The 21,388-nt window shown below is 42.3% G+C and carries 25 protein-coding genes and 1 riboswitch; of the genes, 13 read left to right on the top strand and 12 right to left on the bottom strand.

The window, feature by feature from the left end:
* Positions 1–164 precede the first annotated feature (164 nt).
* Together BFG52_RS04220 and BFG52_RS04225 are read left to right on the top strand one after the other, a co-directional pair.
* On the top strand, positions 165–371 hold the full coding sequence (locus BFG52_RS04220; RefSeq protein WP_067552992.1) for a PA3496 family putative envelope integrity protein: 207 nt from the start codon (positions 165–167) through the stop codon (positions 369–371).
* 70 nt (positions 372–441) lie between these two features.
* Positions 442–969, top strand: coding sequence for a YecA/YgfB family protein (locus tag BFG52_RS04225; RefSeq protein ID WP_067552994.1), 528 nt, complete (start codon positions 442–444; stop codon positions 967–969).
* Between the two features lie 132 nt (positions 970–1,101).
* Here BFG52_RS04225 and tmpT read toward each other — a convergent pair whose 3' ends face one another.
* Together tmpT and trhO are read right to left on the bottom strand one after the other, a co-directional pair.
* The gene (tmpT, locus tag BFG52_RS04230; RefSeq protein ID WP_067552996.1) at positions 1,102–1,755 is read right to left on the bottom strand and encodes a thiopurine S-methyltransferase; all 654 of its coding nucleotides are present in this window, start codon (positions 1,753–1,755) and stop codon (positions 1,102–1,104) included.
* A 457-nt stretch (positions 1,756–2,212) separates the two neighbouring features.
* Positions 2,213–3,145, bottom strand: coding sequence for an oxygen-dependent tRNA uridine(34) hydroxylase TrhO (gene trhO, locus BFG52_RS04235; RefSeq protein ID WP_067552998.1), 933 nt, complete (start codon positions 3,143–3,145; stop codon positions 2,213–2,215).
* Positions 3,146–3,266: 121 nt separating this feature from the next.
* On the opposite strand from trhO, the gene BFG52_RS04240 reads away from it, so the two are divergent.
* Both BFG52_RS04240 and BFG52_RS04250 read left to right on the top strand, forming a co-directional pair.
* Positions 3,267–3,764, top strand: coding sequence for a DUF1289 domain-containing protein (locus BFG52_RS04240; protein WP_067559124.1), 498 nt, complete (start codon positions 3,267–3,269; stop codon positions 3,762–3,764).
* A gap of 410 nt (positions 3,765–4,174) precedes the next feature.
* Positions 4,175–4,792 carry a LysE family translocator gene (locus BFG52_RS04250; RefSeq protein WP_067553002.1) on the top strand — a complete coding sequence of 206 codons (618 nt, stop codon included), beginning with the start codon at positions 4,175–4,177 and terminating at the stop codon, positions 4,790–4,792.
* Positions 4,793–4,884: 92 nt separating this feature from the next.
* On the opposite strand, the gene BFG52_RS04255 is transcribed toward BFG52_RS04250, so the two are convergent.
* The gene (locus BFG52_RS04255) at positions 4,885–5,439 is read right to left on the bottom strand and encodes a TetR/AcrR family transcriptional regulator (RefSeq protein WP_067553004.1); all 555 of its coding nucleotides are present in this window, start codon (positions 5,437–5,439) and stop codon (positions 4,885–4,887) included.
* Between the two features lie 170 nt (positions 5,440–5,609).
* Between BFG52_RS04255 and BFG52_RS04260 the strand changes: the two genes are divergently transcribed.
* Positions 5,610–6,155, top strand: coding sequence for an HPP family protein (locus BFG52_RS04260; protein ID WP_067553006.1), 546 nt, complete (start codon positions 5,610–5,612; stop codon positions 6,153–6,155).
* A 72-nt stretch (positions 6,156–6,227) separates the two neighbouring features.
* On the opposite strand, the gene ribB is transcribed toward BFG52_RS04260, so the two are convergent.
* A complete protein-coding gene (ribB, locus tag BFG52_RS04265) occupies positions 6,228–6,890 on the bottom strand; it encodes a 3,4-dihydroxy-2-butanone-4-phosphate synthase (protein ID WP_067553008.1) in 663 nt (220 codons plus the stop codon).
* A gap of 109 nt (positions 6,891–6,999) precedes the next feature.
* Positions 7,000–7,226, bottom strand: a riboswitch (FMN riboswitch).
* A gap of 306 nt (positions 7,227–7,532) precedes the next feature.
* Between ribB and BFG52_RS04270 the strand changes: the two genes are divergently transcribed.
* The 5 genes from BFG52_RS04270 (at position 7,533) to cuyB (ending at position 12,174) form a co-directional block, all read left to right on the top strand.
* The gene (locus BFG52_RS04270; protein WP_067553010.1) at positions 7,533–8,603 is read left to right on the top strand and encodes a taurine ABC transporter substrate-binding protein; all 1,071 of its coding nucleotides are present in this window, start codon (positions 7,533–7,535) and stop codon (positions 8,601–8,603) included.
* A gap of 9 nt (positions 8,604–8,612) precedes the next feature.
* Positions 8,613–9,392: an ABC transporter permease gene (locus BFG52_RS04275; protein ID WP_067553012.1), complete on the top strand. Its 780-nt coding sequence runs from the start codon at positions 8,613–8,615 to the stop codon at positions 9,390–9,392.
* A 122-nt stretch (positions 9,393–9,514) separates the two neighbouring features.
* A complete protein-coding gene (locus BFG52_RS04280) occupies positions 9,515–10,306 on the top strand; it encodes an ABC transporter ATP-binding protein (protein ID WP_067553013.1) in 792 nt (263 codons plus the stop codon).
* A 123-nt stretch (positions 10,307–10,429) separates the two neighbouring features.
* Positions 10,430–11,449 carry a D-cysteate sulfo-lyase gene (cuyA, locus tag BFG52_RS04285; protein ID WP_067553015.1) on the top strand — a complete coding sequence of 340 codons (1,020 nt, stop codon included), beginning with the start codon at positions 10,430–10,432 and terminating at the stop codon, positions 11,447–11,449.
* Positions 11,449–12,174, top strand: a complete 726-nt coding sequence (gene cuyB / locus BFG52_RS04290; RefSeq protein ID WP_067553017.1) for a cysteate racemase — start codon at positions 11,449–11,451, stop codon at positions 12,172–12,174. Before cuyA ends, cuyB begins: the two co-directional genes overlap by 1 nt.
* A 198-nt stretch (positions 12,175–12,372) precedes the next feature.
* On the opposite strand, the gene BFG52_RS04295 is transcribed toward cuyB, so the two are convergent.
* Complete coding sequence (locus tag BFG52_RS04295; RefSeq protein WP_067553019.1) at positions 12,373–13,074, bottom strand: putative quorum-sensing-regulated virulence factor; 702 nt, start codon at positions 13,072–13,074, stop codon at positions 12,373–12,375.
* A gap of 264 nt (positions 13,075–13,338) precedes the next feature.
* Between BFG52_RS04295 and glyA the strand changes: the two genes are divergently transcribed.
* Together glyA and rnk are read left to right on the top strand one after the other, a co-directional pair.
* Positions 13,339–14,592 carry a serine hydroxymethyltransferase gene (glyA, locus tag BFG52_RS04300; RefSeq protein ID WP_067553021.1) on the top strand — a complete coding sequence of 418 codons (1,254 nt, stop codon included), beginning with the start codon at positions 13,339–13,341 and terminating at the stop codon, positions 14,590–14,592.
* A 334-nt stretch (positions 14,593–14,926) separates the two neighbouring features.
* Positions 14,927–15,331, top strand: a complete 405-nt coding sequence (rnk, locus tag BFG52_RS04305; protein WP_067553023.1) for a nucleoside diphosphate kinase regulator — start codon at positions 14,927–14,929, stop codon at positions 15,329–15,331.
* 150 nt (positions 15,332–15,481) lie between these two features.
* Here the strand turns inward: rnk and BFG52_RS04310 are convergent, their stop codons facing one another.
* The 5 genes from BFG52_RS04310 to BFG52_RS04330 form a co-directional block, all read right to left on the bottom strand.
* On the bottom strand, positions 15,482–15,877 hold the full coding sequence (locus BFG52_RS04310) for a DUF3106 domain-containing protein (protein WP_067553025.1): 396 nt from the start codon (positions 15,875–15,877) through the stop codon (positions 15,482–15,484).
* Entirely contained in the window at positions 15,867–16,190 is a 324-nt protein-coding gene (locus BFG52_RS04315; protein WP_067553027.1) for a hypothetical protein, read from the bottom strand. Before BFG52_RS04315 ends, BFG52_RS04310 begins: the two co-directional genes overlap by 11 nt.
* Positions 16,180–16,803: an RNA polymerase sigma factor gene (locus BFG52_RS04320; protein ID WP_067553029.1), complete on the bottom strand. Its 624-nt coding sequence runs from the start codon at positions 16,801–16,803 to the stop codon at positions 16,180–16,182. Before BFG52_RS04320 ends, BFG52_RS04315 begins: the two co-directional genes overlap by 11 nt.
* A 160-nt stretch (positions 16,804–16,963) precedes the next feature.
* Positions 16,964–17,740 (bottom strand): TrmH family RNA methyltransferase, encoded by a 777-nt coding sequence (locus BFG52_RS04325; protein WP_067553030.1) that lies wholly within the window; start codon positions 17,738–17,740, stop codon positions 16,964–16,966.
* Between the two features lie 71 nt (positions 17,741–17,811).
* On the bottom strand, positions 17,812–18,783 hold the full coding sequence (locus tag BFG52_RS04330) for a class 1 fructose-bisphosphatase (RefSeq protein WP_067553032.1): 972 nt from the start codon (positions 18,781–18,783) through the stop codon (positions 17,812–17,814).
* Positions 18,784–18,966: 183 nt separating this feature from the next.
* On the opposite strand from BFG52_RS04330, the gene BFG52_RS04335 reads away from it, so the two are divergent.
* The gene (locus BFG52_RS04335) at positions 18,967–19,170 is read left to right on the top strand and encodes an NF038105 family protein (protein ID WP_067553034.1); all 204 of its coding nucleotides are present in this window, start codon (positions 18,967–18,969) and stop codon (positions 19,168–19,170) included.
* Positions 19,171–19,292: 122 nt separating this feature from the next.
* Here BFG52_RS04335 and pal read toward each other — a convergent pair whose 3' ends face one another.
* Together pal and tolB are read right to left on the bottom strand one after the other, a co-directional pair.
* Entirely contained in the window at positions 19,293–19,865 is a 573-nt protein-coding gene (gene pal, locus BFG52_RS04340; RefSeq protein ID WP_067553036.1) for a peptidoglycan-associated lipoprotein Pal, read from the bottom strand.
* A 26-nt stretch (positions 19,866–19,891) separates the two neighbouring features.
* Complete coding sequence (gene tolB, locus BFG52_RS04345; RefSeq protein ID WP_067553038.1) at positions 19,892–21,175, bottom strand: Tol-Pal system beta propeller repeat protein TolB; 1,284 nt, start codon at positions 21,173–21,175, stop codon at positions 19,892–19,894.
* Positions 21,176–21,388: the final 213 nt, after the last annotated feature.

The following is a 21,388-nucleotide window of genomic DNA, read 5'->3' on the forward strand; positions in this document are numbered from 1 at the left end:
ATAGAAAATTGACTCGGTAGTGATAATGCCATACTTTTGAGTGAAAACAAAAGCCTAGAATCAGTCAATTGGTGAAAAAAGAAAATAAAGCTTGACAACTAAAATGAACACAGATAAATAGCGCCTAGAGCGAATTAATTTTAATTTATAACGAGGTAGTGCGAGTGTCTTCCACAGACTTTGAACTAGATGATAATTTCGGCGATGACGACGCTGGTTTCGATGAAGTATCTAGTAAAATTAGTGCCAAAGAGTCCTTAGAGAAACGCCGTTTAATCGATGATTTGTTGGCGCAACGTCGTTTAGACCGTGAACTCAAAGACTTTGAATATGATTTTGATGAAGATGATGACGATTTTGACGAAGATTAAAATCACATTGGGTATACGCAGCTAAAATGTTATGCTGCTGGTTATGTAGATTAAACACATTGGAATAAGCATGAGTGCCTTAGATTTAGACCTTTTAAGCGAATACCTAGACGGCGACCACAATGAATATGGTCTAGATTTTGCCGCAACTCACGGCTTTTTAAGTGCCATTGCAGTGGGACCAAAATTTGATCGTTGGTTAGACGAACTGTTTGAGGGCAACCAAAGCAAAGTAGATCAGACCATCATTCAGCAGATTAAACTTTGGCTTGAAGATATTCGCCAGAGTCTAGCCAATGAAGATGGCATTAGCATGCCTTTTGAAATTGAAGAGGCATCTGTCGAATCCAGCCTCGGTGATTGGTGTGTTGGTTTTGTTGATGCAATGTTCCTGAATGAAGAAGCTTGGTTTAGCCCCGAATATGAGGAACAGTTGGTTGATTTAACCTTACCGATTATGGTCTTTAGCGGTATCGATGAAGAAGATCCTCAAATGGAATCTTTTAGACGTAATGGTCAATTAATGGATGAACTTGCTGAAGAAATTCCAGATAACTTAAATGAACTGTACTTGATGTATCATACGCCAGAACACTAAGCATCAATTACAGTGACTATTGTTTGTTTAAATAAACCCTCATCTGGTGATGGGGGTTTTTGTTTGTATAAATAGATTTTTAATTTATAAAATCAGCACCTTATAGAGGGTGTTTGTCTATTCTAGGCTGTACTAAAGCTTTTTAGGCTGCGCTAAGGGTTGAAGTAACCAAGCTTTTTCACGACCAGGATGGCTGCCAAATAAGCGTTCAGTACTTTGATCTTTGATTACGTTGAGCGTGTAGTGCTGTGCATAGTGTTGTGCCAACTCACTGGCTGTGACTGAAAACGGTGGTCCTGCAAAATCTTGCTGTGGATATTCAAGACTAATCAGCAGTTGTGGTGCGACTTGGCTTAGCTGTAAAAGATGTTGACTATAGTTTTGGCGCATCTCAAAGGGCAATGCAATGATTGCCGCACGATCATAAACCGCGTCGACAGCACCCAGCTGTGCGGCTGTGAGTTGAAAAATATCACCCACATAGAGATCAATTTGTGGATGATGATAATGTCCTATACCGTTTTGTTCCCGATATGTAAAGTTTAACCCCAGACGTTGTTGGAGTGCAGCTATTGCTATTTCACATAATTCAATGGCTGCAACGCGATAGCCTTGTTGTAGTAAGTAGTCGATATCAACACTTTTTCCACACAGTGGCATAACAATACGGGCATTGCGACTGAGTTTAAGCTGTGGGAGATGTTCACATAATAGTGGATTAGGTTGCGTTAAATGAAAGCCAATATTATTGTTTTGCCAACGTTGTAACCAAAAATCTGCTTGCATAGTCAAGGTCTCGTTTTCAAAGCAGGAAAGGGGGTACGGGGTACAGCAGAGTGATGTTGCTGCATCTGCATCATGACGATTTTTAGTGTGCTTGACAAGATTGCGAGCAGCCAAGGATTTAGCCAACCTGTCAGTAGATTAGAGAGCAATTGACTGGATACAGTCGATCGGTACATTTGCTGAATACAGTGAATACAGTGAATACAGTGAATACAGTGAATACAGTGAATACAGTGAATACAGTGAATACAGTGAATACAGTGGTAAATCGCTTTGATCGATACAGTTGAGCGATATACTGTACTGCGTATTGAGCTGGACTGGTGCTGTTGTGTGTTTGATCGGCATTGTTGGTGTTAAGGTGATTCACAATGCCCGAACATTGGTCGGGCATTGTGCTGTGCTGTGAGTGGCGAGCTCTGATCATGCCTGTCTACATGATCAGAGAATTTTTACATTACAGACGTTTTTTCTTAGCTGCTGCAATTTGCGATTGACGCATACGGAAGCCTTGTTTTTGTTTTTCTGTGGTTTTATCGATGCAATAAACACAGGACACGCCATGTTCATAACTGGGTTGCGCAACTTCAGCAGGTGTGAGTGGCCAGCCACACGCATGACATTTAACGTTAACACCTTCTTCTACACCATGGGTGACGGCGGTACGACCATCAAAGACAAAGCATTCACCTTCCCATAGGCTTTCTTCGGCAGGTGTTTCTTCGAGATACTTCAGTACCCCACCTTTGAGGTGATAAACTTCTTTAAAGCCTTCTTGTAAGAGTAAAGAGGTAGATTTTTCACAACGGATACCGCCAGTACAGAACATCGCGATTTTCTTGTCTTTGTTATTCGCAAGATTTTTCTGAACGTATTCAGGGAATTCGCGGAAAGTTTCAGTTTTTGGATCAATCGCACCTTTAAAAGTTCCCGCTTTATATTCATAATCATTACGGGTGTCGATGAGGATCACATCATCTTGTTGGATCAATTCGTTCCACTGTTTAGGGTCGAGGTAATGACCTACGAGATCGCGTGGTTTAACCTCAACACCTAGGGTAACAATTTCTTTTTTAAGTTTGATTTTCATCTTACGAAAAGGCTTATCATGGCTTTGAGATTCTTTATATTCCATGTCATTAAAGCCTTCATCGAGAAGAAATTGATGAACCGTATCGATGGCATGGCGATCGCCAGCCACTGTACCGTTAATACCCTCACCTGCAACAATAAGCGTTCCACAAAGCTTGATGGTTTGAACGAGATCTAAAAGGCGTTGTTGAAGATCAGCAGGATCTGTGACTTCTTTAAATTGATAGAGTGCTGCAACAACCCAAAGCTCGGTCGCTTGCTGTTCTACAGGTGCAAGCTGTTCTACAGTAGCGTTCATGGAAAACTCCAAAATAGTTTAAGATAAGAACGGTAAAAAATTTATGGCGCATATTTTAACGTGAATTTTCAAAATAAGCGAGAATTCCATAATTAAAATATGGGTTTTAGAGGTGAATAAATTGACTCATTCGCGGCGTATTGCCACATTAACCCCTTGTGCAGGGCGTTGCTCCACAGTATTTGGAGACGCTGTGTGTCGTGGTTGTCGACGTTTTAACCACGAAGTCATTCAATGGAATGGCTATGATGCAGCACAACGTTATGCTGTTTGGAAACGCTTAGATGCCCAGCTGGATCAAATTTTAGTCCCTATGTTGCCTTTGGCGCAGTTGCCCTTGGTTGAAGTCTTTTTAGAAAATAAGCGAATCCGCTGTTTGGAGACTGCTAGTGTCGGTCGCAAGTTTTATTTGGCATTAAAATATTGTGAAAAACGCCGTGAAGCAACGGTTGATAGCGGTTTGGGCTTGGATCGTAAACAAGTCAAAGCCTTGTGGGATGAGTTTGAGCGTCGGGTCATTGCCTTGGCGAATGCCAGTTATGATTTTGCTTGGCTACGTGCAGATGCTATGCGTCAGCATTTAACACCGTCGCAACAGACTTGTGATGATATAGTTTAAACTGTGCTAGAGCACTCGCTACGGTTTTTGAAATTTGAGTCTAAGTTTAAGATTTAGCTTGAAAATTTATGTTTTAAGCCGCAATGGCATGTGCATGTTTTTAGTTTTTAAAGCACACTGTTGGACCTGCGCATGCTCAGCAGGATTGATGCAATACTTTTTAAAAATAATCATGAACAACATGGCATTTTTACTGTATTTTAATGCCGAGCTGATAGCAGGAGAGACTATCAATTTGTTGGCATAAAACTGTATATTGTGACAAGCTGTACACATATTCTGCGATGTATAAATGCTAGCATGCTCAGCCATATTGAATGGATAAAGACACAGTAGATTGATGAAGCAATGGATCGAGGCAACATAGACATGGATCAGATAAAGAAACATCGCTTGAATGGAGTAAATACATGGATTGGATAGCGTATTTGCTGTTCATTGCTGCGGTAATGATTTTTTTGCTTACCCCAGGACCTGTGATAATGTTGGTTGCCAGCGCGGGTATGCGTGGTGGATACCCCAAAGCATTTCGTACCATTGTTGGAACCAATTTAGCTTCTTTGCTTTTGATTTTTCTATCTATTTTGGTAATTAAAGGGCTGTTGAATATCAATGCACAATGGCTGAGTATTATCCAGTTGTTGGGAAGTGCTTATATTGCCTTTATTGGTATACAAATTTTGATTGAGGGCTTGGAGCACCGCTATAATGCCATTGCACCGCAAAGTATCCGTGCACAAAACATTGGTGGCTTCAAACAAGGCTTTTTGGTGGCAATTTCCAATCCCAAAGACATTATCTTTTTTGCCTCTTTTTTTCCGCAATTTATACGTGTCCTCCCAGACATCAATAGTAGTTTAAGTCTGATTACGGTGACTTGGATTGTTTTAGACTTTAGTATTTTAAGCGTGATTTACTTCGTCTTTCAGCGTTTGGCGAATTCTCGTTATTACCATCATATTTTAATTTGCTGTGGTCTCGTGCTGTTCTTGGTGGCGGGTTATGGCGTTGCCAGTGCTTTATTTTAATCTCAATTTTGATATCACAGCGCCAGCCTGATGTTAGAGGGAGATGATTTGAGCTTTGCTCAGATTTTTCACTTTATATGATATGGGCTTGCTTAGGATGTCGATTTCGCTTGTAACAGATATTCCAACATTTGCCATTGCTGTGTGGCGACCTGGGGCGAAATTCCATTCATCAGCGCCTCATTAATCATGCCTTCTAATAACAGATAATAGCATTGCGCGACGTTTAGATCGGCGCCTAACTGCTGGCAATATAATATAATTTGTTGTTGTATCCATTGCTTATGCGCTTGCGCAATCGCAGTAATTTCTCGATCTTGGGGCATAGATTCGGCGACTGCACGCACAAATAAACAACCTTTAAAATCTGCTTGTTGAAACCAAGAGATATGCCAGTCATAGAGCGCTTTTAGTGCGGCCAAGCCATGTTGTCCTGCGATGCTGGCTAATATAGCCGCTTGCCAACGTTGATGACGTTGTTTAAGCACGGTCTGAATCAAGTAATGTTTATTTTTAAAATGTTTGTACAGCGTTGTTTTAGAGCAGCCCGATTGATCGCGTATGAGATCGACACCAACCGATGAAAAGCTGTGCTGATTAAACAACTGCTCGGCTGTGCTTAAGATTTTTTCAGTAGATTTTTGCATGATTGAATTCACATACTTGTCATCTGTACAGATCTGTACTATCTTAGCACAGTTAAATCTGTACAGATCTGTCCAGTTGCAGGCATGAGCCGTAATGTGGTGTTGGCATTATTGTTTTATTTAAGACTGATATTGAGTGGCAGCAATTAGACCTTGTCGTGGAGTTTGTTATGCGTACATTATTTCAAGCCATTGCTGCCAAGCCCGTTGGAGCGAAGCCCTTAAGCCGCGCTGCTTTATTGCGAGCCTTACTGGGGGGGAGTTGTAGTATTTTGATTTTGTTATTGCTGGGTAAATGGTCACAACATATTTGGATCATGGCGCCATTTGGTGCCAGTTGTGTATTACTGTTTGCGGTTTCACAATCGCCTTTGGCGCAACCACGCAATGTGTTGCTCGGGCATTTGCTCACAACCTTTATTGGCTTATGCCTGCTCAAGCTTTTCGGCAGTGATGCTTGGTGTATTGCCTTGGCTGTGGGGCTTTCTATCGTGGCTATGCAACTGTTGCATTGTGTGCATCCGCCTGCAGGTGCCAATCCTTTATTGATTTTAATGACAGCATCACAAGTCGACTATGGTTGGGATTTTTTATTATTTCCCGTTTTGACCGGTGCGCTGACTTTGTTGCTGATTGCTTATGTGGTCAATAATGTGGGCAGCGATGCGGCATGGCCGAATCCGCCATCTCCAAATCCGCCATCTCCAAATCATTAACAGATTTAAAGTGTATCGTCTTAAATGCCAAAAAGCTCCCGACGGGAGCTTTTTGCTACTATAGCGAATGGCTTATAGCTGATGTGTTATACGGTATTGCACAATTTCTTCGATATTAATCAAGGTCAATTGATGCTGAACGGCATAATCTAATACCTCTTGACCGGCAGACATGGTGCCATCTGGATTGGTGAGTTCGCACAGCACACCAGCTGGTTTTAAGCCCGCCATACGGGAAAGGTCAACACTGGCTTCCGTATGACCACGACGGCTTAACACGCCACCATCACGTGCACGTAGTGGAAATACATGACCCGGACGGTTGAGATCGCTGGCAACAGCACCATCGGCAATTGCTGCATGAATGGTGGTATAGCGATCTTGGGCAGAAACCCCAGTTGTGACACCTTTGGCAGCTTCAATGGTAATGGTAAAAGCGGTTTTAAATTGGCTGCTATTGTCTTGTACCATGGGGTACAGGGCGAGTTGGTCAGCCACTTGTTCAGTGAGACATAGACAGACAATACCTGAACCATCACGGATCATGCGTGCCATGGTGGGAACGTCTAGTGTTTCAGCGGCAATGATGAGATCTGCTTCATTTTCACGGTCGAAATCGTCCATGACGATAATCGGTTTACCTTGACGAAGATCAATCAGTGCTTGTTGGATCCGTTGCTCAGCAGGAGCGAGATCAGAGAAAAGATTGGTAGGAGTGTGTAGTACAGTAGACATTTGAAACGCTCGCCTAATCAGATAATAAGAGGAACATTTCAGGACAATGTGAAATCGGCTCGTAATCATACCTGCCTTTACACAAAACATGTGTAATACAGGCATTTAACGTCGTCTTCTTTCATCCGGACTTTAACCGTCGGCTTTGGAGTTTCACCAAATCTGCAACCTTCGTGTCTGTGCAAATCATTAGTGCATGTACCACATATACGCATCATTTGAACAGTGCTTAGGTCGCTCGTGGGCTGATCATTGTTTGTGCAGCATGAAAGTGCATGATGCAGATGAACATTGAATGACCACCGGTGGGGAATTACACCCCGCCCTGAAGCGATGTGGCATGAGTATAGCGCAAAAAAATTGCTGTGTTTACGTTTTAAGTGATTTCATTAGTCAATTCAGTGCTATGGCAACAATAGACCTTTGGCATGACGAAGTAGTGATGACATTAAGCTATGCTGAAATTGTCTTGGGCAGACTTTGCTGCGAGCTAACAGTATTTTTTATTTATATTTTAAAAAGATAAAGTCATTCACTTAGCAGATAAATTATTTCTTTTTTTATATATAAAAATCAATTTTTATTATTTTTTTTAATAATGAACTTTTAATAATATCAGCCATATAGCAAAAGGGTATCGGTATGCGTGTCAACATAAAGTTCGGTTTGAGTAGTTTGTTTTTATCAATCGGTTTGGTCAGTGTGCTTGGCACAGCGGGGTGTAGCGATTCGACTCAGCAACAATCACAACAAGAAAATACAACGGTATCTGCCGACAAACCTAAAGAAGTTCGTTTGGCATGGGGCGGGGGGCCTCGTGTCTGGGTTCTAGGCAAAGCAGATGGTGATTTTGAAAAAGCTTTGGGTACCAAAATAAAATGGGTCGAATTCGCTTCCGGTGCTGATGTACTGAACTATTTTGCAGCCAATGAAATTGATATTGCACGCTTTGGTTCGAATCCTGCGATTGCGGCCATTAGCCGAGGTTTACCGATTGAAGTTATTGGTTTAGAGGGGCTGGTCGGTAGTGCCGAGCGTTTAACGGTAAAGTCAAATATTCAGAATGTGCATGATTTGCTGGGTAAAAAAGTAGCCTTTCCTGCCAACTCCACAGCGCAATATGCCTTAGAGCAATTGTTGGCTTTGGAAAAAGTGGATAAATCGCAAGTGAAATTATTACCACTCAAACCTGCCGAAATTGTTTCTGCTTGGACGCGTGGTGATATCGATGCTGCTTATGTTTGGGGGCCTTTTACCCAACAGCTTGAAAAACAAGGTGGGCATTCTATTTTCCAAACCACACAGCTCAATGAACAGGGTATTTTGGTCTATAACAACTTTGCGGTGCGTAAGGAGTTTGCAGAAAAATATCCAGCATTGGTGGTGCAGTTCTTGAAGACCTATCAAGAACAAGTCGATGAATATCAGAAAGACCCGAAACAAGCAGCTGAGAAAATCTCTAAATACCTCAATTTACCCTATGAGCAGGTTGAGACCACATTGGCGGGTATTCAATATATACCTTTAAAAGAGCAAGCCACTGAAAAGTATTTAGGCAGCAAAGCCAACGATACTGGTTCTGGTTTGGCGAAAGCCAGTGATGATATTGCAAAATTTCTGGTCAATATCGGGGAGTTAAAACAATCCGATGTGAAAGCAAGTTATGCACCCTATATCAATACCCAATATCTTCGTGAAGCGGCAGCACAGTAAGGCAGTTTAATGCGTCAATTGAGTCAGTGCCAATATAAGGCAATCAGTGCATTGGCACTGGTCGTCTTTATCTTATTTTGGCAATTAAGTAGTCATCTAAATTGGATTGCGCCAATATTTTTACCCTCACCCTTACAACTGATCGAAACGGTAATCGATTTACTGCACAGCGGTTATCGAGATGTTCCATTGTATATCAATGTGTTAGTCAGTACAGGGCGTGCCTTGGTGGCTTTCGCCGTGGCTATTGTTGTTGGTGTGCCATTAGGGTTAATGATGGGACGTTCCCCAATTCTGAATGCAATTTTAGATCCCTTTGTACAGTTTCTACGACCGATACCCAAAATTGCCTTGGTACCTTTGGTGATCGTATGGTTAGGCATTGGTGAACAATCAAAATTTTTCTTGATCTTCATTGCCACCATTATGAGCATCATTGTGGGGGCAACGGCAGCGAGTCAAAATATTTCTCAAGGCTTGATTCAGGCGGCTGAGTCGATGGGGCTCAGCAAAAGTAAAATTTTATTTAAAGTGATTTTACCTTCAGCCTTACCTGAAATTATGACCACCATTCGGTTGTCGATCGGGATAGGGTGGACGGCATTGATTGCCGCAGAAATGGTTGCTGCGACCTCGGGCTTGGGCTGGATGATCATGAATGCTGGCGGATATTTACGGACAGATGTGGTGATTGTTGGCATTGTTTTATTGGGAATCATTGGTTTCTTGTTGGACTGGCTTTTGGTGAAAGCGCAGCAGAAATGGGTGCCTTGGACTGGCAAGTTATGACATGACGTAAAACCATGACAGAAAACAATGGCAGAAGGCACGATAGCAAGGCGTCACAGCAGGCGTGATGAAAGGGCATGGTGACCAAAACATGGCAGTGCAAGCTCAAGAGGACAATCCGAATGAAACAGAACTTTATCCAGCTTCAACAGTTAACCAAGCAGTTTGTACAACACGGTGAGCACAATACTGTACTGGATCAGATTGATTTAGAGATTGCAGAAGGTCAATTTGTTTGTTTATTGGGACCATCGGGTTGTGGTAAGTCGACCATTATGAATTTACTCGCGGGCTTTGAGCAAGCCAGCAGCGGGCAGGTTGTGGTCGATGGGCAAGTGATTCAGCAACCAGGCATCGACCGTGCCGTGGTATTCCAACAACCACAGTTATTTCCATGGCTCAATGTCAGAGAAAATATTCAATTTCCCTTGTTGCAAGGTGATCATAGTGCAGCATATATCGCAGCGCAAACAGATTACTATTTGGAAAAAACCGGATTAAAAAAATTTGCACAGCATCGTATTTGGCAAATTTCTGGTGGCATGAAACAGCGGGTTGCCTTGGCACGGGCTTGGATTATGAAGCCGAAAATTCTGTTGATGGATGAGCCTTTTGCGGCATTAGATGCGCAGACGCGTATTTTGATGCAAGAAATGCTCATCAAACTCTGGCAAGACAACCAAACCACGGTTTTGTTTGTTACCCATGATATCGATGAATCCTTGTTATTGGCAGATCGGATTTTACTGATGTCAGGTCATCCAGGGCGTATCCAAGAGGATATCACGGTAGATTTAGCCAGACCGCGCAGTATTGAAAATGTCAGTGGCTTAGCAGCATATCATCAGGCTAAAAAACATATTCTAGACATTATGCGTAAAGAAGTTAGTCGCATGATTGCACTGGCTGAATAAGCTGTCGCGATGTAACACAGCAGCATTGAGCGCTCACAATCCAGTGATAAAAGCGCTGCCTACCCAATAACTTAGTTGTATGGTTTTGAAAGATATAGAATTTTAAACTACAGGATTTTAAATATGTTAATCAGTCATTTTCCACGGGTGCAGCTTTTGCATGGGGTCACGCCTCTGGAGTTTTTACCCAATTTAACCCGTCAGTTAAATGGACCCAAAATTTATATTAAACGTGATGATGCAACCGGTTTGGCAACGGGGGGCAATAAAACCCGCAAACTTGAGTTTCTCATTGCCGATGCTTTGGCGCAAGGTGCTCAGCATGTGATTACACAGGGCGCGACACAATCCAATCACGTCCGTCAAACCATTGCTGCTGCGAATAAATTTGGCTTAAAAAGTACGGTAATTTTAGAGCAGCGTGTCAATGATGGCAGTGTGGATTATTATCAAAATGGCAATATTTTATTGGATGAGATTTTAGGTACTCATATTGAGCTAGTGCCCGGTGGTAGCGATATCAACGCGGCTTTACAGGCCAAAGCAGAGCAATTGGCGGCTCAAGGTGAACAGGCTTATATTATCCCTGGCGGTGGCTCGAATGTCATCGGTGCTTTGGGCTATGTTGCCTGTGCATTTGAACTGATTACGCAGCTGAATACCTTACAATTACAACCTAGCGCCTTGGTTCATGCTACAGGAAGTAGTGGTACGCAGGCGGGTTTATTGGCTGGTATTGCGGCAACACATTCCAATTTACCGGTGCTGGGTATCAGTGTGCGTGCAGAGAAGACCAAGCAAGAACACAATGTCTATCAGTTAGCACAGCAAACTCTAACGCATTTGGGGCTTGATCCTGCCATTTTGCCAGCAGAAAAAGTACAAGCCAATAGTGATTATGTGGGAGAGGGCTATGGTATCGCGACAGCAGGGATGATTGAAGCAGTGCAGCTTCTGGCACGTACCGAAGGAATTTTGCTAGATCCGGTCTATAGTGGCAAAGGTTTTGCAGGACTGGTCGATTTAATTCGGCAAGGTTATTTTACTGCGGATGATGAGGTGGTGTTCTTGCATACCGGTGGGGCTGCGGCTTTAAGTGCCTATCGCGATGACTTCTCTACACATGCAGCGTATAAACTCTAATGCGTGATTATTTTGATTATCCCATCCTCGGGGTATTGGGGGGGATGGGACCTGCGGCTACGGTAGATTTTCAACAACGTTTATTGAATATTCGTGCAGCAGAAAAAGACCAAGATCATTTGGCTGTGGTGACGTGGAACCATGCCGGGGTTCCAGACCGACAGTTGGCGATTCAGGGGCTAGGCGCTAGTCCTGTCGCCGCATTGCAGCATGGTATTCAGCAATTAATTCAAGCTGGTGCCGATAAAATCGCCATGCCTTGTAATACTGTGCATTATTGGCATGCCACCTTGCAACAACAGAGTACAGTCGATATTTTTAATATGATCGATTTGACCGTACAACAGGTTAAACAACAACACGGTACTAGCCAAAAAGTTGCCGTATTGGCGACCTGTGGTGCATTGCAAACGGGGTTGTATCAGCATGCATTACAGCAGCAAGGAATCGACTTTATCTGTAATGATGCTGCTGAGATTGAAGACATCCTCATGCCTGCAGTCTATGCAGTAAAAGCCAATCAGTTACAGCAAGCAGGCGAACAACTACATGATTTAGGGCAGCGTTTATTGGCGCGTGGTGCAGATTCGATTATTTTAGCCTGTACAGAATTGCCGATTGCTTTGGCGGCAGTGGAGTCATCAATCTTGGCACAATGTTTTGATACAACACAGATTTTAGCTGAAGCGTGTGTGGCATGGTCGGATGATTATTACAACTGTTAAAATATTTCAAAACCAAAAACATAATTATTGATAGGCATAGGCAATAAAAAGGCAATAAAAAACACCCACCGAGGTGGGTGTAAGCTCATTCGTTAAAGGTATTCAAATGAAGTCTTATTAAACAATATTGTCTGCTCGTCGAATATTAGACTTTAGACCTATAGCGTTTAGTCGTAGTGTGATCACAGTATAATCATGCTAAAGGGTTTTAACCAAACTGGCTTCTAATGCCTTACGCAAGTATGGATCAAGCTCATCTTGTTTCAGTAACCATTGAATATAATCTGCTGGAAGTTCTGCAATTGCCGTGCCACGGTGTTTACCAAAACTCATGGTGCTTGGAATACGTGCTTGTTCAGATGCTTGGTAGAGCTGTTCGATATCTTCAATACCAAGTTCATGCACAATATGCATTAAGATATTGGCGGTTAAAATAATATCCGCATCTGCACGGTGTGCGCCGCGCAGCATATGTCTGGCTTGTTCACTGCCTTGGCTAATTTGATAGATTAAAGCCGAAATATTATGTGCTTCAGCATCTGGCCAAACTTTGCGGGCTAAGGCTAAGGTACAAATGGCTTTTAAGGGTTGGGTATTGACGCCACAACGCTCAATAGCACGGATATCATAATCTACATTGTGACCAATAATATACTGTGTTTCGCTAGGCAGACGGAAACTATTATATGACGGTTGTCCGACCAGATCCGAGGCTAAAATATGGTGTACCGCCATTGCTGCATAAGAAATTTTTTGATCACCAATTGCATAAAGTTGATCAAAGATTTTACTTCGATCTAGGCTTAAGCGACCGTGCTGAATCTCGATGGGAGCATAGGCGATTTCAATGGGTAAACCGTTTAAACAATTTGTTTCTGTGTCCAAAATAATGGCTTGCATAATATGATGCCTATCGTCAATCAAGCTAAAAAATAAAGTATCAAACTGCCTAATTTACCTGATGCAATCCAGCGCGACAAATATTTGTGTAAGAGAGAAAATGATAGAACAATTTAAATTCAATGCTTGTTTGATTTTAAATCAAATTTAACGCAATTTTATTGAAAAGGGATTCAAGTTCATTCTGTTAAATGATCAAGTTCATGCTACAATGTGCTCCAGTTTGAGCAAGGCTACTAATGCCCAATTAATAGGATTTCGCCAATGTTTGCCAATATCTCCATTTCTGAATTTGATCCAGAATTAGCGAAAGCAATTGCTGCCGAAGATGTGCGTCAAGAAGCACATATCGAGTTAATTGCCTCTGAAAACTATTGTTCACCAGCAGTGATGGAGGCTCAAGGGTCTAAGCTCACCAATAAATATGCAGAAGGTTATCCTGGCAAACGCTATTATGGCGGTTGTGAATATGTCGACGTGATTGAACAATTGGCGATTGATCGTGCGAAAGCATTGTTTGGCGCAGACTATGCCAACGTACAGCCGCATGCTGGTTCACAAGCGAACTCTGCGGTCTATCTTGCATTATTAAATCCTGGTGATACCGTATTAGGCATGAGCTTGGCGCATGGTGGTCACTTAACCCATGGTGCCAAAGTAAGCTTTTCCGGTAAAACTTACAATGCGGTTCAGTATGGTCTAAACCCAGAAACTGGCGAAATCGATTACGAAGAAGTCGAGCGCTTAGCACTTGAGCACAAACCCCGTATGATTGTTGCTGGTTTCTCTGCATATAGTCAAATTGTGGATTGGCAACGTTTCCGTGACATTGCAGACAAAGTTGGTGCTTATTTATTTGTAGATATGGCACATGTTGCTGGTCTTGTCGCTGCTGGTGTTTATCCTAGCCCGGTACAAATTGCTGATGTCACCACGACAACAACGCATAAAACTTTACGTGGTCCACGTTCTGGTCTAATCTTGGCTAAAGCCAATGAAGAGATTGAGAAAAAACTACAATCAGCGGTATTCCCTGGTAACCAAGGTGGTCCATTGGTACATGCTGTTGCGGCAAAAGCGATTTGTTTTAAAGAAGCGATGTCACCAGAATACAAAGCCTACCAACAACAAGTAGTCAAAAATGCGCAGGCGATGGCTAAAGTTTTGATTGAACGTGGCTACGATGTGGTATCTGGTGGAACAGAAAACCATCTTTTCCTCTTGTCATTGATCAAACAAGATATTACTGGTAAAGATGCGGATGCTTGGTTAGGTGCAGCACATATTACAGTGAACAAAAACTCAGTTCCAAATGATCCACGTTCGCCATTTGTGACTTCTGGTATTCGTATTGGTACACCAGCAGTGACAACACGTGGTTTTGCTGAAGCTGAAGTGATTGAATTGGCAGGTTGGATTGCTGACATTCTCGATAGCAAAGGTGATCAAGCCAGCATTGAGGCGGTGAAAGAAAAAGTAACTGCACTGTGTGCGAAATTTCCTGTTTATGCAAAATAAACACTGAACTTGAGAAAGCCTCCTCAAGGGAGGCTTTTTTTATGAGACCTGAAATAGGGCTGTAGGGGGCTAATCCATACTTGCAAGATTTGCAGGTTTTAGCTTTTAATCAATTGTAATGCGCTACAGGACTGGCGGAATCGTGTTTTTGATGATTCATATATGCATGCTTTGTCGCAATACTTTAAGATGCCAGCGTTTGCACGGTGGATATCTAGGCTACTGCTGACAAACTGAGTTGTTGCTTAGATTCAAATATATTGGATTGCTTCTGAACAGATTGCTTTTCAACCATATGTTATGACTCAAAGCATAATTTTTAGGAACTAGATCTATGAGTAAACCAAATATTGTTATTTCATCGCAGGATTTAAATCGTTTACAAAGTATGCTTGACCATCAAGCACAACTCTCCGTAACGATGGAACATTTAGAAGATGAGTTGGCGCGTGCGGATGTGGTTGAGCCACAAGATGTTCCAAGTAATGTGGTCACTATGAATGCACGGGTATTGATTACCATTGCACCGGCTGTAGAACCTACAGAAATTACTTTGGTCTATCCACATGACTTTAAAGGTGAGAAAGGTCAAGTCAACGTATTGGCACCTGTCGGGGCAGCAATTTTAGGTTTGGCAGAAGGACAACAAATTGAATGGCCACAACCAGATGGTCATTTGATGAAAATAAAAATTGAAAAAGTGACTTATCAGCCTGAACGTGAAGGTAATTTTTTATAATAAATCACATCGACTGTATAGGCATTGCACCTTGATGCAATGCCTATACCAAGTCGGAGGATTTGCCCCCTTAATTGATATGTTGTTGGATCAAAATAGTTTGATCTATAGATCCATCGGACCCACAGAAACAATTACCTTCATCTTAGTCTAGTTTTGGACGTTATATTTCTTTAAATAATAAGCACGAATTTCAGCACGTTGTTCTGCTGTGGTGGCTTGCTGAAGTTTTTGTTTGAGTGTATTGCGTTCAGTGGTGCTCATTTTTTGCCATGCTTCGCGCATATTTTGTTTTTCTTGCTCAGGCAGCTGATTGAACCAATCCATTTTTTGTTGTAAATCTTGGCTTTGATCGACCTTAATTTCTTTTAAATCTTGATAACGCTTGATCAGAAGATACTGTTCTTGTTCAGACAGTTTATTCCAGTTATCGTTGATTTGGCTGTCAGTACTGTCGGAAAGCGTCCAGAAGCGCTCCAAACCAGCAAAGCTGGTTTGGAGGAAACTGCAGAAACACAATGCAAAAACAATTTTTTTAGCTGCCATGGTTTGGTTTTTCCTCACCAAAGACTGCCAACATTTCTAAATCTTCAACCATTTGTGGTGAAAGTTTTGGCGCAACGGCAACTTGTTGATCATAGCCGGTACTGTTCATATCAATGGCACTCGGCAGGATGGCAATGCCCATGATGGCAGCGGCAACAGCGAAACCGGTGAGCTTCCAGCTGCTATAGCTGGCTTTGTTTTCACCATGAACACGATGCATCACTTGCTGAATCAGCAAATTTTTGTGTTGATGATTATTGGCGAGCTCATCCAATTTGGACGTAATTTGTTTATTAAAATCATCATTCTTCATCAGATGATCCTCTCAAATACGGATTTAAATGAGATAAGGTTTTTCTTAAACCTTGTATTGCGCGGTGGTAATGCGTTTTTACACTGCCTTCAGAACAATTCATAATTTGTGCTGTGGTTTGCGTGTCAAAACCTTCCCAAGCGCGCAGCATAAAAGCTTGTTGTTGACGTGTTGGCAGCTGTGCAATCGCTTCGCGGATTTCTTCTACAGTCACCGCCTGATCTAAAAAGGCTAGCGGGTTCGGGGTGCTGTCATCGACCACATCAATGATGGCATCTTCTTCGTCATCATCGAGGCTTACTTTACGAAAAAAAGAAAAAGGCGAAGCACGGCGTGCTTCTTTACGCCGCCAATCTTGTAGTTTGTTATTGAGTATGGTGTAAAACAGGGGATACCATTCTTCAGTACTTTTATCTGCATAAGAGCGATGCAGCGAAATAAAAGCTTCTTGCACCAGATCCATGGCAATGCCTTGCTGTCCAGATGTAGCACTTTCCATCATCACCAAGGCACGACCCGTCACATCCTGCATGAAAAACTTCAGGCGTTGTTCGACATTGCTCGAATGAGCAGTGTCTGTTTCAGACTGTGCATGTTTCGGTGCTAAATCCATAGCGATGGAAAATCCCGACATTGGGTACCCACCAATTGTTTTTAATCGTTATCTATAAAACGCTCAAATGGTGGGTTCGGTTGACAAGTAAATCAAGTATTTTTAATAGTGTATATGATTTTATCGCGGCTGCGATGCTGTTTTAAAGTAATTTAACCAATCACAGGCGCTGTCTGACCATTTCAAACATGCAAACAGAGCCAGCTATGGCAACGTTTAGTGATTCTTGACCACCAGGTTGTGGAATAGTCACTGCTTGTGCATGGGCGAGAGCATAATCTGAAACGCCTTGACCTTCATTGCCCAAAATCCAAACACAGGCACGGCTTAGATCTAGGCTATATAGACTTTGGGCTTGCTCTAAACTGGTGACATAGACTGGGATTTTAAATTGTGCCAAAGCGACCTCAAGCGCGATATGCTCGTAGCACTGTAAAGCAAAATGAGCACCCATTCCCGCACGTAATACCCGAGGTGACCAGAGTGCTGCAGAGCCTGTAGTGGTTAGAATTTGCTGAATGCCAGCTGCCGCTGCTGAACGCAACAAGGTACCGACATTGCCGGGATCTTGTATGTTTTCTAAAATCAGGGTGTCTGCTTGGGGATCAAAAGCATGTTGATGGCGTGGTATGTCAATGACTGCCATACAGGCAATACTGGTGCCCAAGGTACTGAGTTCTTTATAGAGTGCTTCACTGATAACAAAGATATGACCGTTATAGTGTTGTTGTATTTTTTCAAAATCGGCATGTGTTAGAGCATGCTCGGTAGTATATAAAGCATGCAGATGAGAATGCTGTTCGAGCCAAGCAAGGCAAAGATGGGTGCCTTCGAGTACGGTTTGCTGCTGTTTTTTACGATAGGCTGCTTGTTGAATAAGCGCACGTAAATGTTTAATTTTAGGATTATCTTTGGATGCGATAAATTGGACAGACATAAAACCTCAGCACATGCATTGGGTCGAGCTCACCAATGCATGTAGACATGTAGATATGAAACAACTAAAAATTATTGATGATAGCTTTGTACTAAGTCCACTTCATTTTTAGAACCAATCACCACAGGAACACGTTGGTGTAATTCTGTCGGTTGAATATCTAAAATACGAACACGACCTGTATTGGCAGCACCACCGGCTTGTTCAATGAGTAAGCTCATCGGGTTTGCTTCATACATTAAGCGTAGACGACCGGCTTTATTGGGGTCTTTGCTGTCATAAGGATATAAAAATATACCACTACGACATAAAATACGATGGATATCACCGACCATACAAGCAACCCAACGCATATTAAAGTCTTTGCCGCGTGCTCCGGTTTTACCTGCCTGTAATTCAGCGATATAGCGTTGTACAGGGGCTTCCCAATGACGTTGATTGGATGCATTGATGGCAAATTCTTTGGTGTCAGCAGCCACTTGAATATTTTCGCTGGTTAACAAAAATTGTTGGCTTTTTAGGTCATAGGTAAATGCAAAAACACCTTGTCCTAGGGTCAATACCAGCATGGTGGATGGACCATAGAGCACGTAACCCGCTGCAACTTGGGCATGGCCTGCTTGTAAAAAGTCTTCTGCCTGCGCATCTGCATGGATGCTAGGTAAAATCGAAAAAATTGTACCGACACACATATTGATGTCGATGTTGCTTGACCCATCTAGTGGATCAAACAATACCAGATATTCACCACCATGCTGTGCTGGGGTAAATTCATCGAGTTCTTCTGATGCTAAACCTGCAACATGTGGATTATTTTGTAATGCCTCAATGAGATAGTCATTGGAAATAACATCTAATTTCTTTTGCGTTTCACCTTGCACATTTTCGTGCTCAGCACTTCCCAATACGCCAGCCAAGGCACCTTGCTGTAAGGCAAGGTCAATTTTTTGACAGGTTGCTGCAATGCCGAGTAGAACATTGTTGAGTTGGGGGGTGCTGTTCCCGTGTTGTTCTAGAAACTGGGAAAGGGTGCGATATGACATAAACAAAATGCTCCAAATCAGCTTTAATATCATGAAAATTTAAATATGTGGCTATTCTAGTGGAGTTGTGCAGAAAATAGAAATAATCCCTGACGATTAATGCTACTTTTAACGTTGCAATCTTATATTAAGCTGCTATCTTGCAAAGAGAGGTGGTGTATTACGGTTACAAGGAGTCCGGTAATGACAATTAAAAAATTTGAACCAATGCCAAGTGCAAATGAAGAAATTGATATGCGTGATATTGATGAAGAGCATATCAAGGCAGCATGGAAAGATTATGAGGCGAAGCCTGAATACAAAAAGTTTAACAAGCATGATTTGATTGAGTCTTTACAAGCACCAGCGTCTGAAGATGGTGTTTCAGAGCAAACTCAAAAGTCTTAATGCTTGTGACCATGCTCTGAAAAGGTGATCTCTAAAGAGCTGATCGCAAGATCTCAACACTGAGCTGTCCAAACAAAAAACGCCAAATCAATTCGGCGTTTTTTGTTGTCTTGATCAAAGCATTATTTTAATAGCGGGGGTACTGCTTCATAGTTAAGCTCTACACGGCGGTTTTCTTTCCATGCTGCTTCATTATGACCTGGGTTGACAGGCATTTCTTTACCATAGCTGACTGCTTCTAATTGATTTGGACTAACGCCATTACTAATCAAGAAACTTTGTACTGCTTTGGCACGACGTTCACCCAACGCCATGTTGTATTCACGAGTACCACGTTCATCGGTATGTCCTGTCAATGCCAGTTTAGAGTTAAAGTTTGCCAACAAGAACTGTGCATGCGCTTGTAGTGTTTGATAGTCTTCGTTTGATAACTCACTACTATCGAAACCAAAGTGTACGACTCGTTTAGCCAAAAACGCTTTATTGGCTTCAGTCACCCCTTTTGCTGAGGCACCAGCGAGGTTTTGCGCATTTAGTGCTGCATCTTCGCTTAAGCCATCAGTACTGACCGTGGTACCCGGATTGCCCCCAGTTACCCCAGTGCTAATTTCTGCTGCAGGTTTACGACTTGCACAACCGGTCATGACCAGGCTAACTGCAAGTAAGGGTAGAGTAAGGTATTTTAACATTTGCATCGTGATCTCCAGAACACTGATTGTAGTTATTTAGGCGCCCATGCAGGTTCGCGAACTTCACCTTGTTCACTTGGCAAGTTCATGCGGAAACGACCATCTGTGGACATGATGGATAATAATCCTCGATTTCCTTCACGTGTTGCATAGACAACCATTTGCCCATTCGGTGAGAAACTTGGTGATTCATCTAAACTGGTTGGGGTAAGAATATTGGTCACACCACTGTTGATTTCTTGGATAGCCACTTTATAGTTACTTCCGGTTGGGCGGTGTACCAATGCGACATATTTACCATCGGCACTGAGCGTACCGCGGGCATTGAATGAACCTTTAAATGTTAGACGCTTAACTGAGCCATCGGCAAAGGCATAACGATAAATCTGTACTGAGCCGCCACGGTCAGAGGTGAAAATAAATGATTTTCCATCTGGTGCATAACGTGCTTCGGTGTCGATTGCACTGTTATTGGTCATGCGTTGTAATTGACGCGTTGCCAAGTCCATTTTATAGACTTCAGGGTTGCCATGCATTGAGGCAGTAAAGAGCATGCTTTTGCCATCTGGTGAAAAGCTTGGCGCACCATTGAGTCCTACAAATTTAGCCAGAACTTCACGTTGTCCAGTGGCTAAATCTTGTAAATAAATAGCAGGGCGTTTGGTTTCAAAAGATACATACGCGATTTTCTTCGCATCTGGTGTCCATGCTGGTGATAAGATTGGATCACGTGAACTTAAAATAGTTTTTGGTTGTTCACCATCTGTATCGGCAATTTGCAGGGTATAACGTTGTTGTGGGGTATTGGGGTTACGCAATACATAAGCAATCCGTCCACTAAAGTCACCTTGAATGCCAGTCAGTGCTTGATAAATGGTGTCACTGATCATATGTGCTGCAGCACGTACGCGTGTCTGTGGCACATTGAGTAACTCATTGAGTAAAACTTTTTGTTTTGCGACATCATAAAGTTGGTAATGTACTGCATAACTACCATCGGGATTCGGTTTGATATCACCGACCACTACATAAGGAACGCCAGCAGCTTGCCATGCTTCAGGATTAAATTGATTAATACTTGCTGTTGCAGGAAGATTACGCGAAGCACTGCTAAAACGCCCCGAACGATTTAGATCATTTTCGACAATGGGGTAAATTGTCTGATCATTACTAAAAGGGAGAATCGCAATTTTTGGTGCTTGTTCGGCAGCTTTAACGATTTCTAAATGCAGTTGCGCATGCGTTTGCGTGGTAATGAGTGGGCTAACACTGACCAGGAGTGCTAGTGCGAGTATATGTTTAGACATCATTTTCATTGGAGACTATACACCCAAAATATTGATTGTTCGATCATTTATGCTTTGTAGCATATAGATATCGCTCTAATCTATATACCGCATGTAATTCTGATTAAAAAGTGAAATATCGTTTTAATTTCAGCCTATCTATCATAATCAAAAATCATGACAAAGCGTTGTTTGTAACATGAATTGTGCTTAAATTTTATCTTTTATGCCGCGTTTAGCATG

Origin of the sequence: Acinetobacter larvae (genome assembly GCF_001704115.1) — a bacterium.
GTDB classification, from domain to species: Bacteria; Pseudomonadota; Gammaproteobacteria; order Pseudomonadales; family Moraxellaceae; genus Acinetobacter; species Acinetobacter larvae.

Bases quoted from the DNA above. Each gene is read 5' to 3' on its own strand.
- BFG52_RS04225 (WP_067552994.1), top strand. From the start codon at position 442: ATGAGTGCCTTAGATTTAGACCTTTTAAGCGAATACCTAGACGGCGAC.
- tmpT (WP_067552996.1), bottom strand. From the start codon at position 1,755: ATGCAAGCAGATTTTTGGTTACAACGTTGGCAAAACAATAATATTGGC.
- trhO (WP_067552998.1), bottom strand. From the start codon at position 3,145: ATGAACGCTACTGTAGAACAGCTTGCACCTGTAGAACAGCAAGCGACC.
- BFG52_RS04250 (WP_067553002.1), top strand. From the start codon at position 4,175: ATGGATTGGATAGCGTATTTGCTGTTCATTGCTGCGGTAATGATTTTT.
- BFG52_RS04255 (WP_067553004.1), bottom strand. From the start codon at position 5,439: ATGCAAAAATCTACTGAAAAAATCTTAAGCACAGCCGAGCAGTTGTTT.
- BFG52_RS04260 (WP_067553006.1), top strand. From the start codon at position 5,610: ATGCGTACATTATTTCAAGCCATTGCTGCCAAGCCCGTTGGAGCGAAG.
- ribB (WP_067553008.1), bottom strand. From the start codon at position 6,890: ATGTCTACTGTACTACACACTCCTACCAATCTTTTCTCTGATCTCGCT.
- BFG52_RS04270 (WP_067553010.1), top strand. From the start codon at position 7,533: ATGCGTGTCAACATAAAGTTCGGTTTGAGTAGTTTGTTTTTATCAATC.
- BFG52_RS04275 (WP_067553012.1), top strand. From the start codon at position 8,613: ATGCGTCAATTGAGTCAGTGCCAATATAAGGCAATCAGTGCATTGGCA.
- BFG52_RS04280 (WP_067553013.1), top strand. From the start codon at position 9,515: ATGAAACAGAACTTTATCCAGCTTCAACAGTTAACCAAGCAGTTTGTA.
- cuyA (WP_067553015.1), top strand. From the start codon at position 10,430: ATGTTAATCAGTCATTTTCCACGGGTGCAGCTTTTGCATGGGGTCACG.
- cuyB (WP_067553017.1), top strand. From the start codon at position 11,449: ATGCGTGATTATTTTGATTATCCCATCCTCGGGGTATTGGGGGGGATG.
- BFG52_RS04295 (WP_067553019.1), bottom strand. From the start codon at position 13,074: ATGCAAGCCATTATTTTGGACACAGAAACAAATTGTTTAAACGGTTTA.
- glyA (WP_067553021.1), top strand. From the start codon at position 13,339: ATGTTTGCCAATATCTCCATTTCTGAATTTGATCCAGAATTAGCGAAA.
- rnk (WP_067553023.1), top strand. From the start codon at position 14,927: ATGAGTAAACCAAATATTGTTATTTCATCGCAGGATTTAAATCGTTTA.
- BFG52_RS04310 (WP_067553025.1), bottom strand. From the start codon at position 15,877: ATGGCAGCTAAAAAAATTGTTTTTGCATTGTGTTTCTGCAGTTTCCTC.
- BFG52_RS04315 (WP_067553027.1), bottom strand. From the start codon at position 16,190: ATGAAGAATGATGATTTTAATAAACAAATTACGTCCAAATTGGATGAG.
- BFG52_RS04320 (WP_067553029.1), bottom strand. From the start codon at position 16,803: ATGGATTTAGCACCGAAACATGCACAGTCTGAAACAGACACTGCTCAT.
- BFG52_RS04325 (WP_067553030.1), bottom strand. From the start codon at position 17,740: ATGTCTGTCCAATTTATCGCATCCAAAGATAATCCTAAAATTAAACAT.
- BFG52_RS04330 (WP_067553032.1), bottom strand. From the start codon at position 18,783: ATGTCATATCGCACCCTTTCCCAGTTTCTAGAACAACACGGGAACAGC.
- BFG52_RS04335 (WP_067553034.1), top strand. From the start codon at position 18,967: ATGACAATTAAAAAATTTGAACCAATGCCAAGTGCAAATGAAGAAATT.
- pal (WP_067553036.1), bottom strand. From the start codon at position 19,865: ATGCAAATGTTAAAATACCTTACTCTACCCTTACTTGCAGTTAGCCTG.
- tolB (WP_067553038.1), bottom strand. From the start codon at position 21,175: ATGAAAATGATGTCTAAACATATACTCGCACTAGCACTCCTGGTCAGT.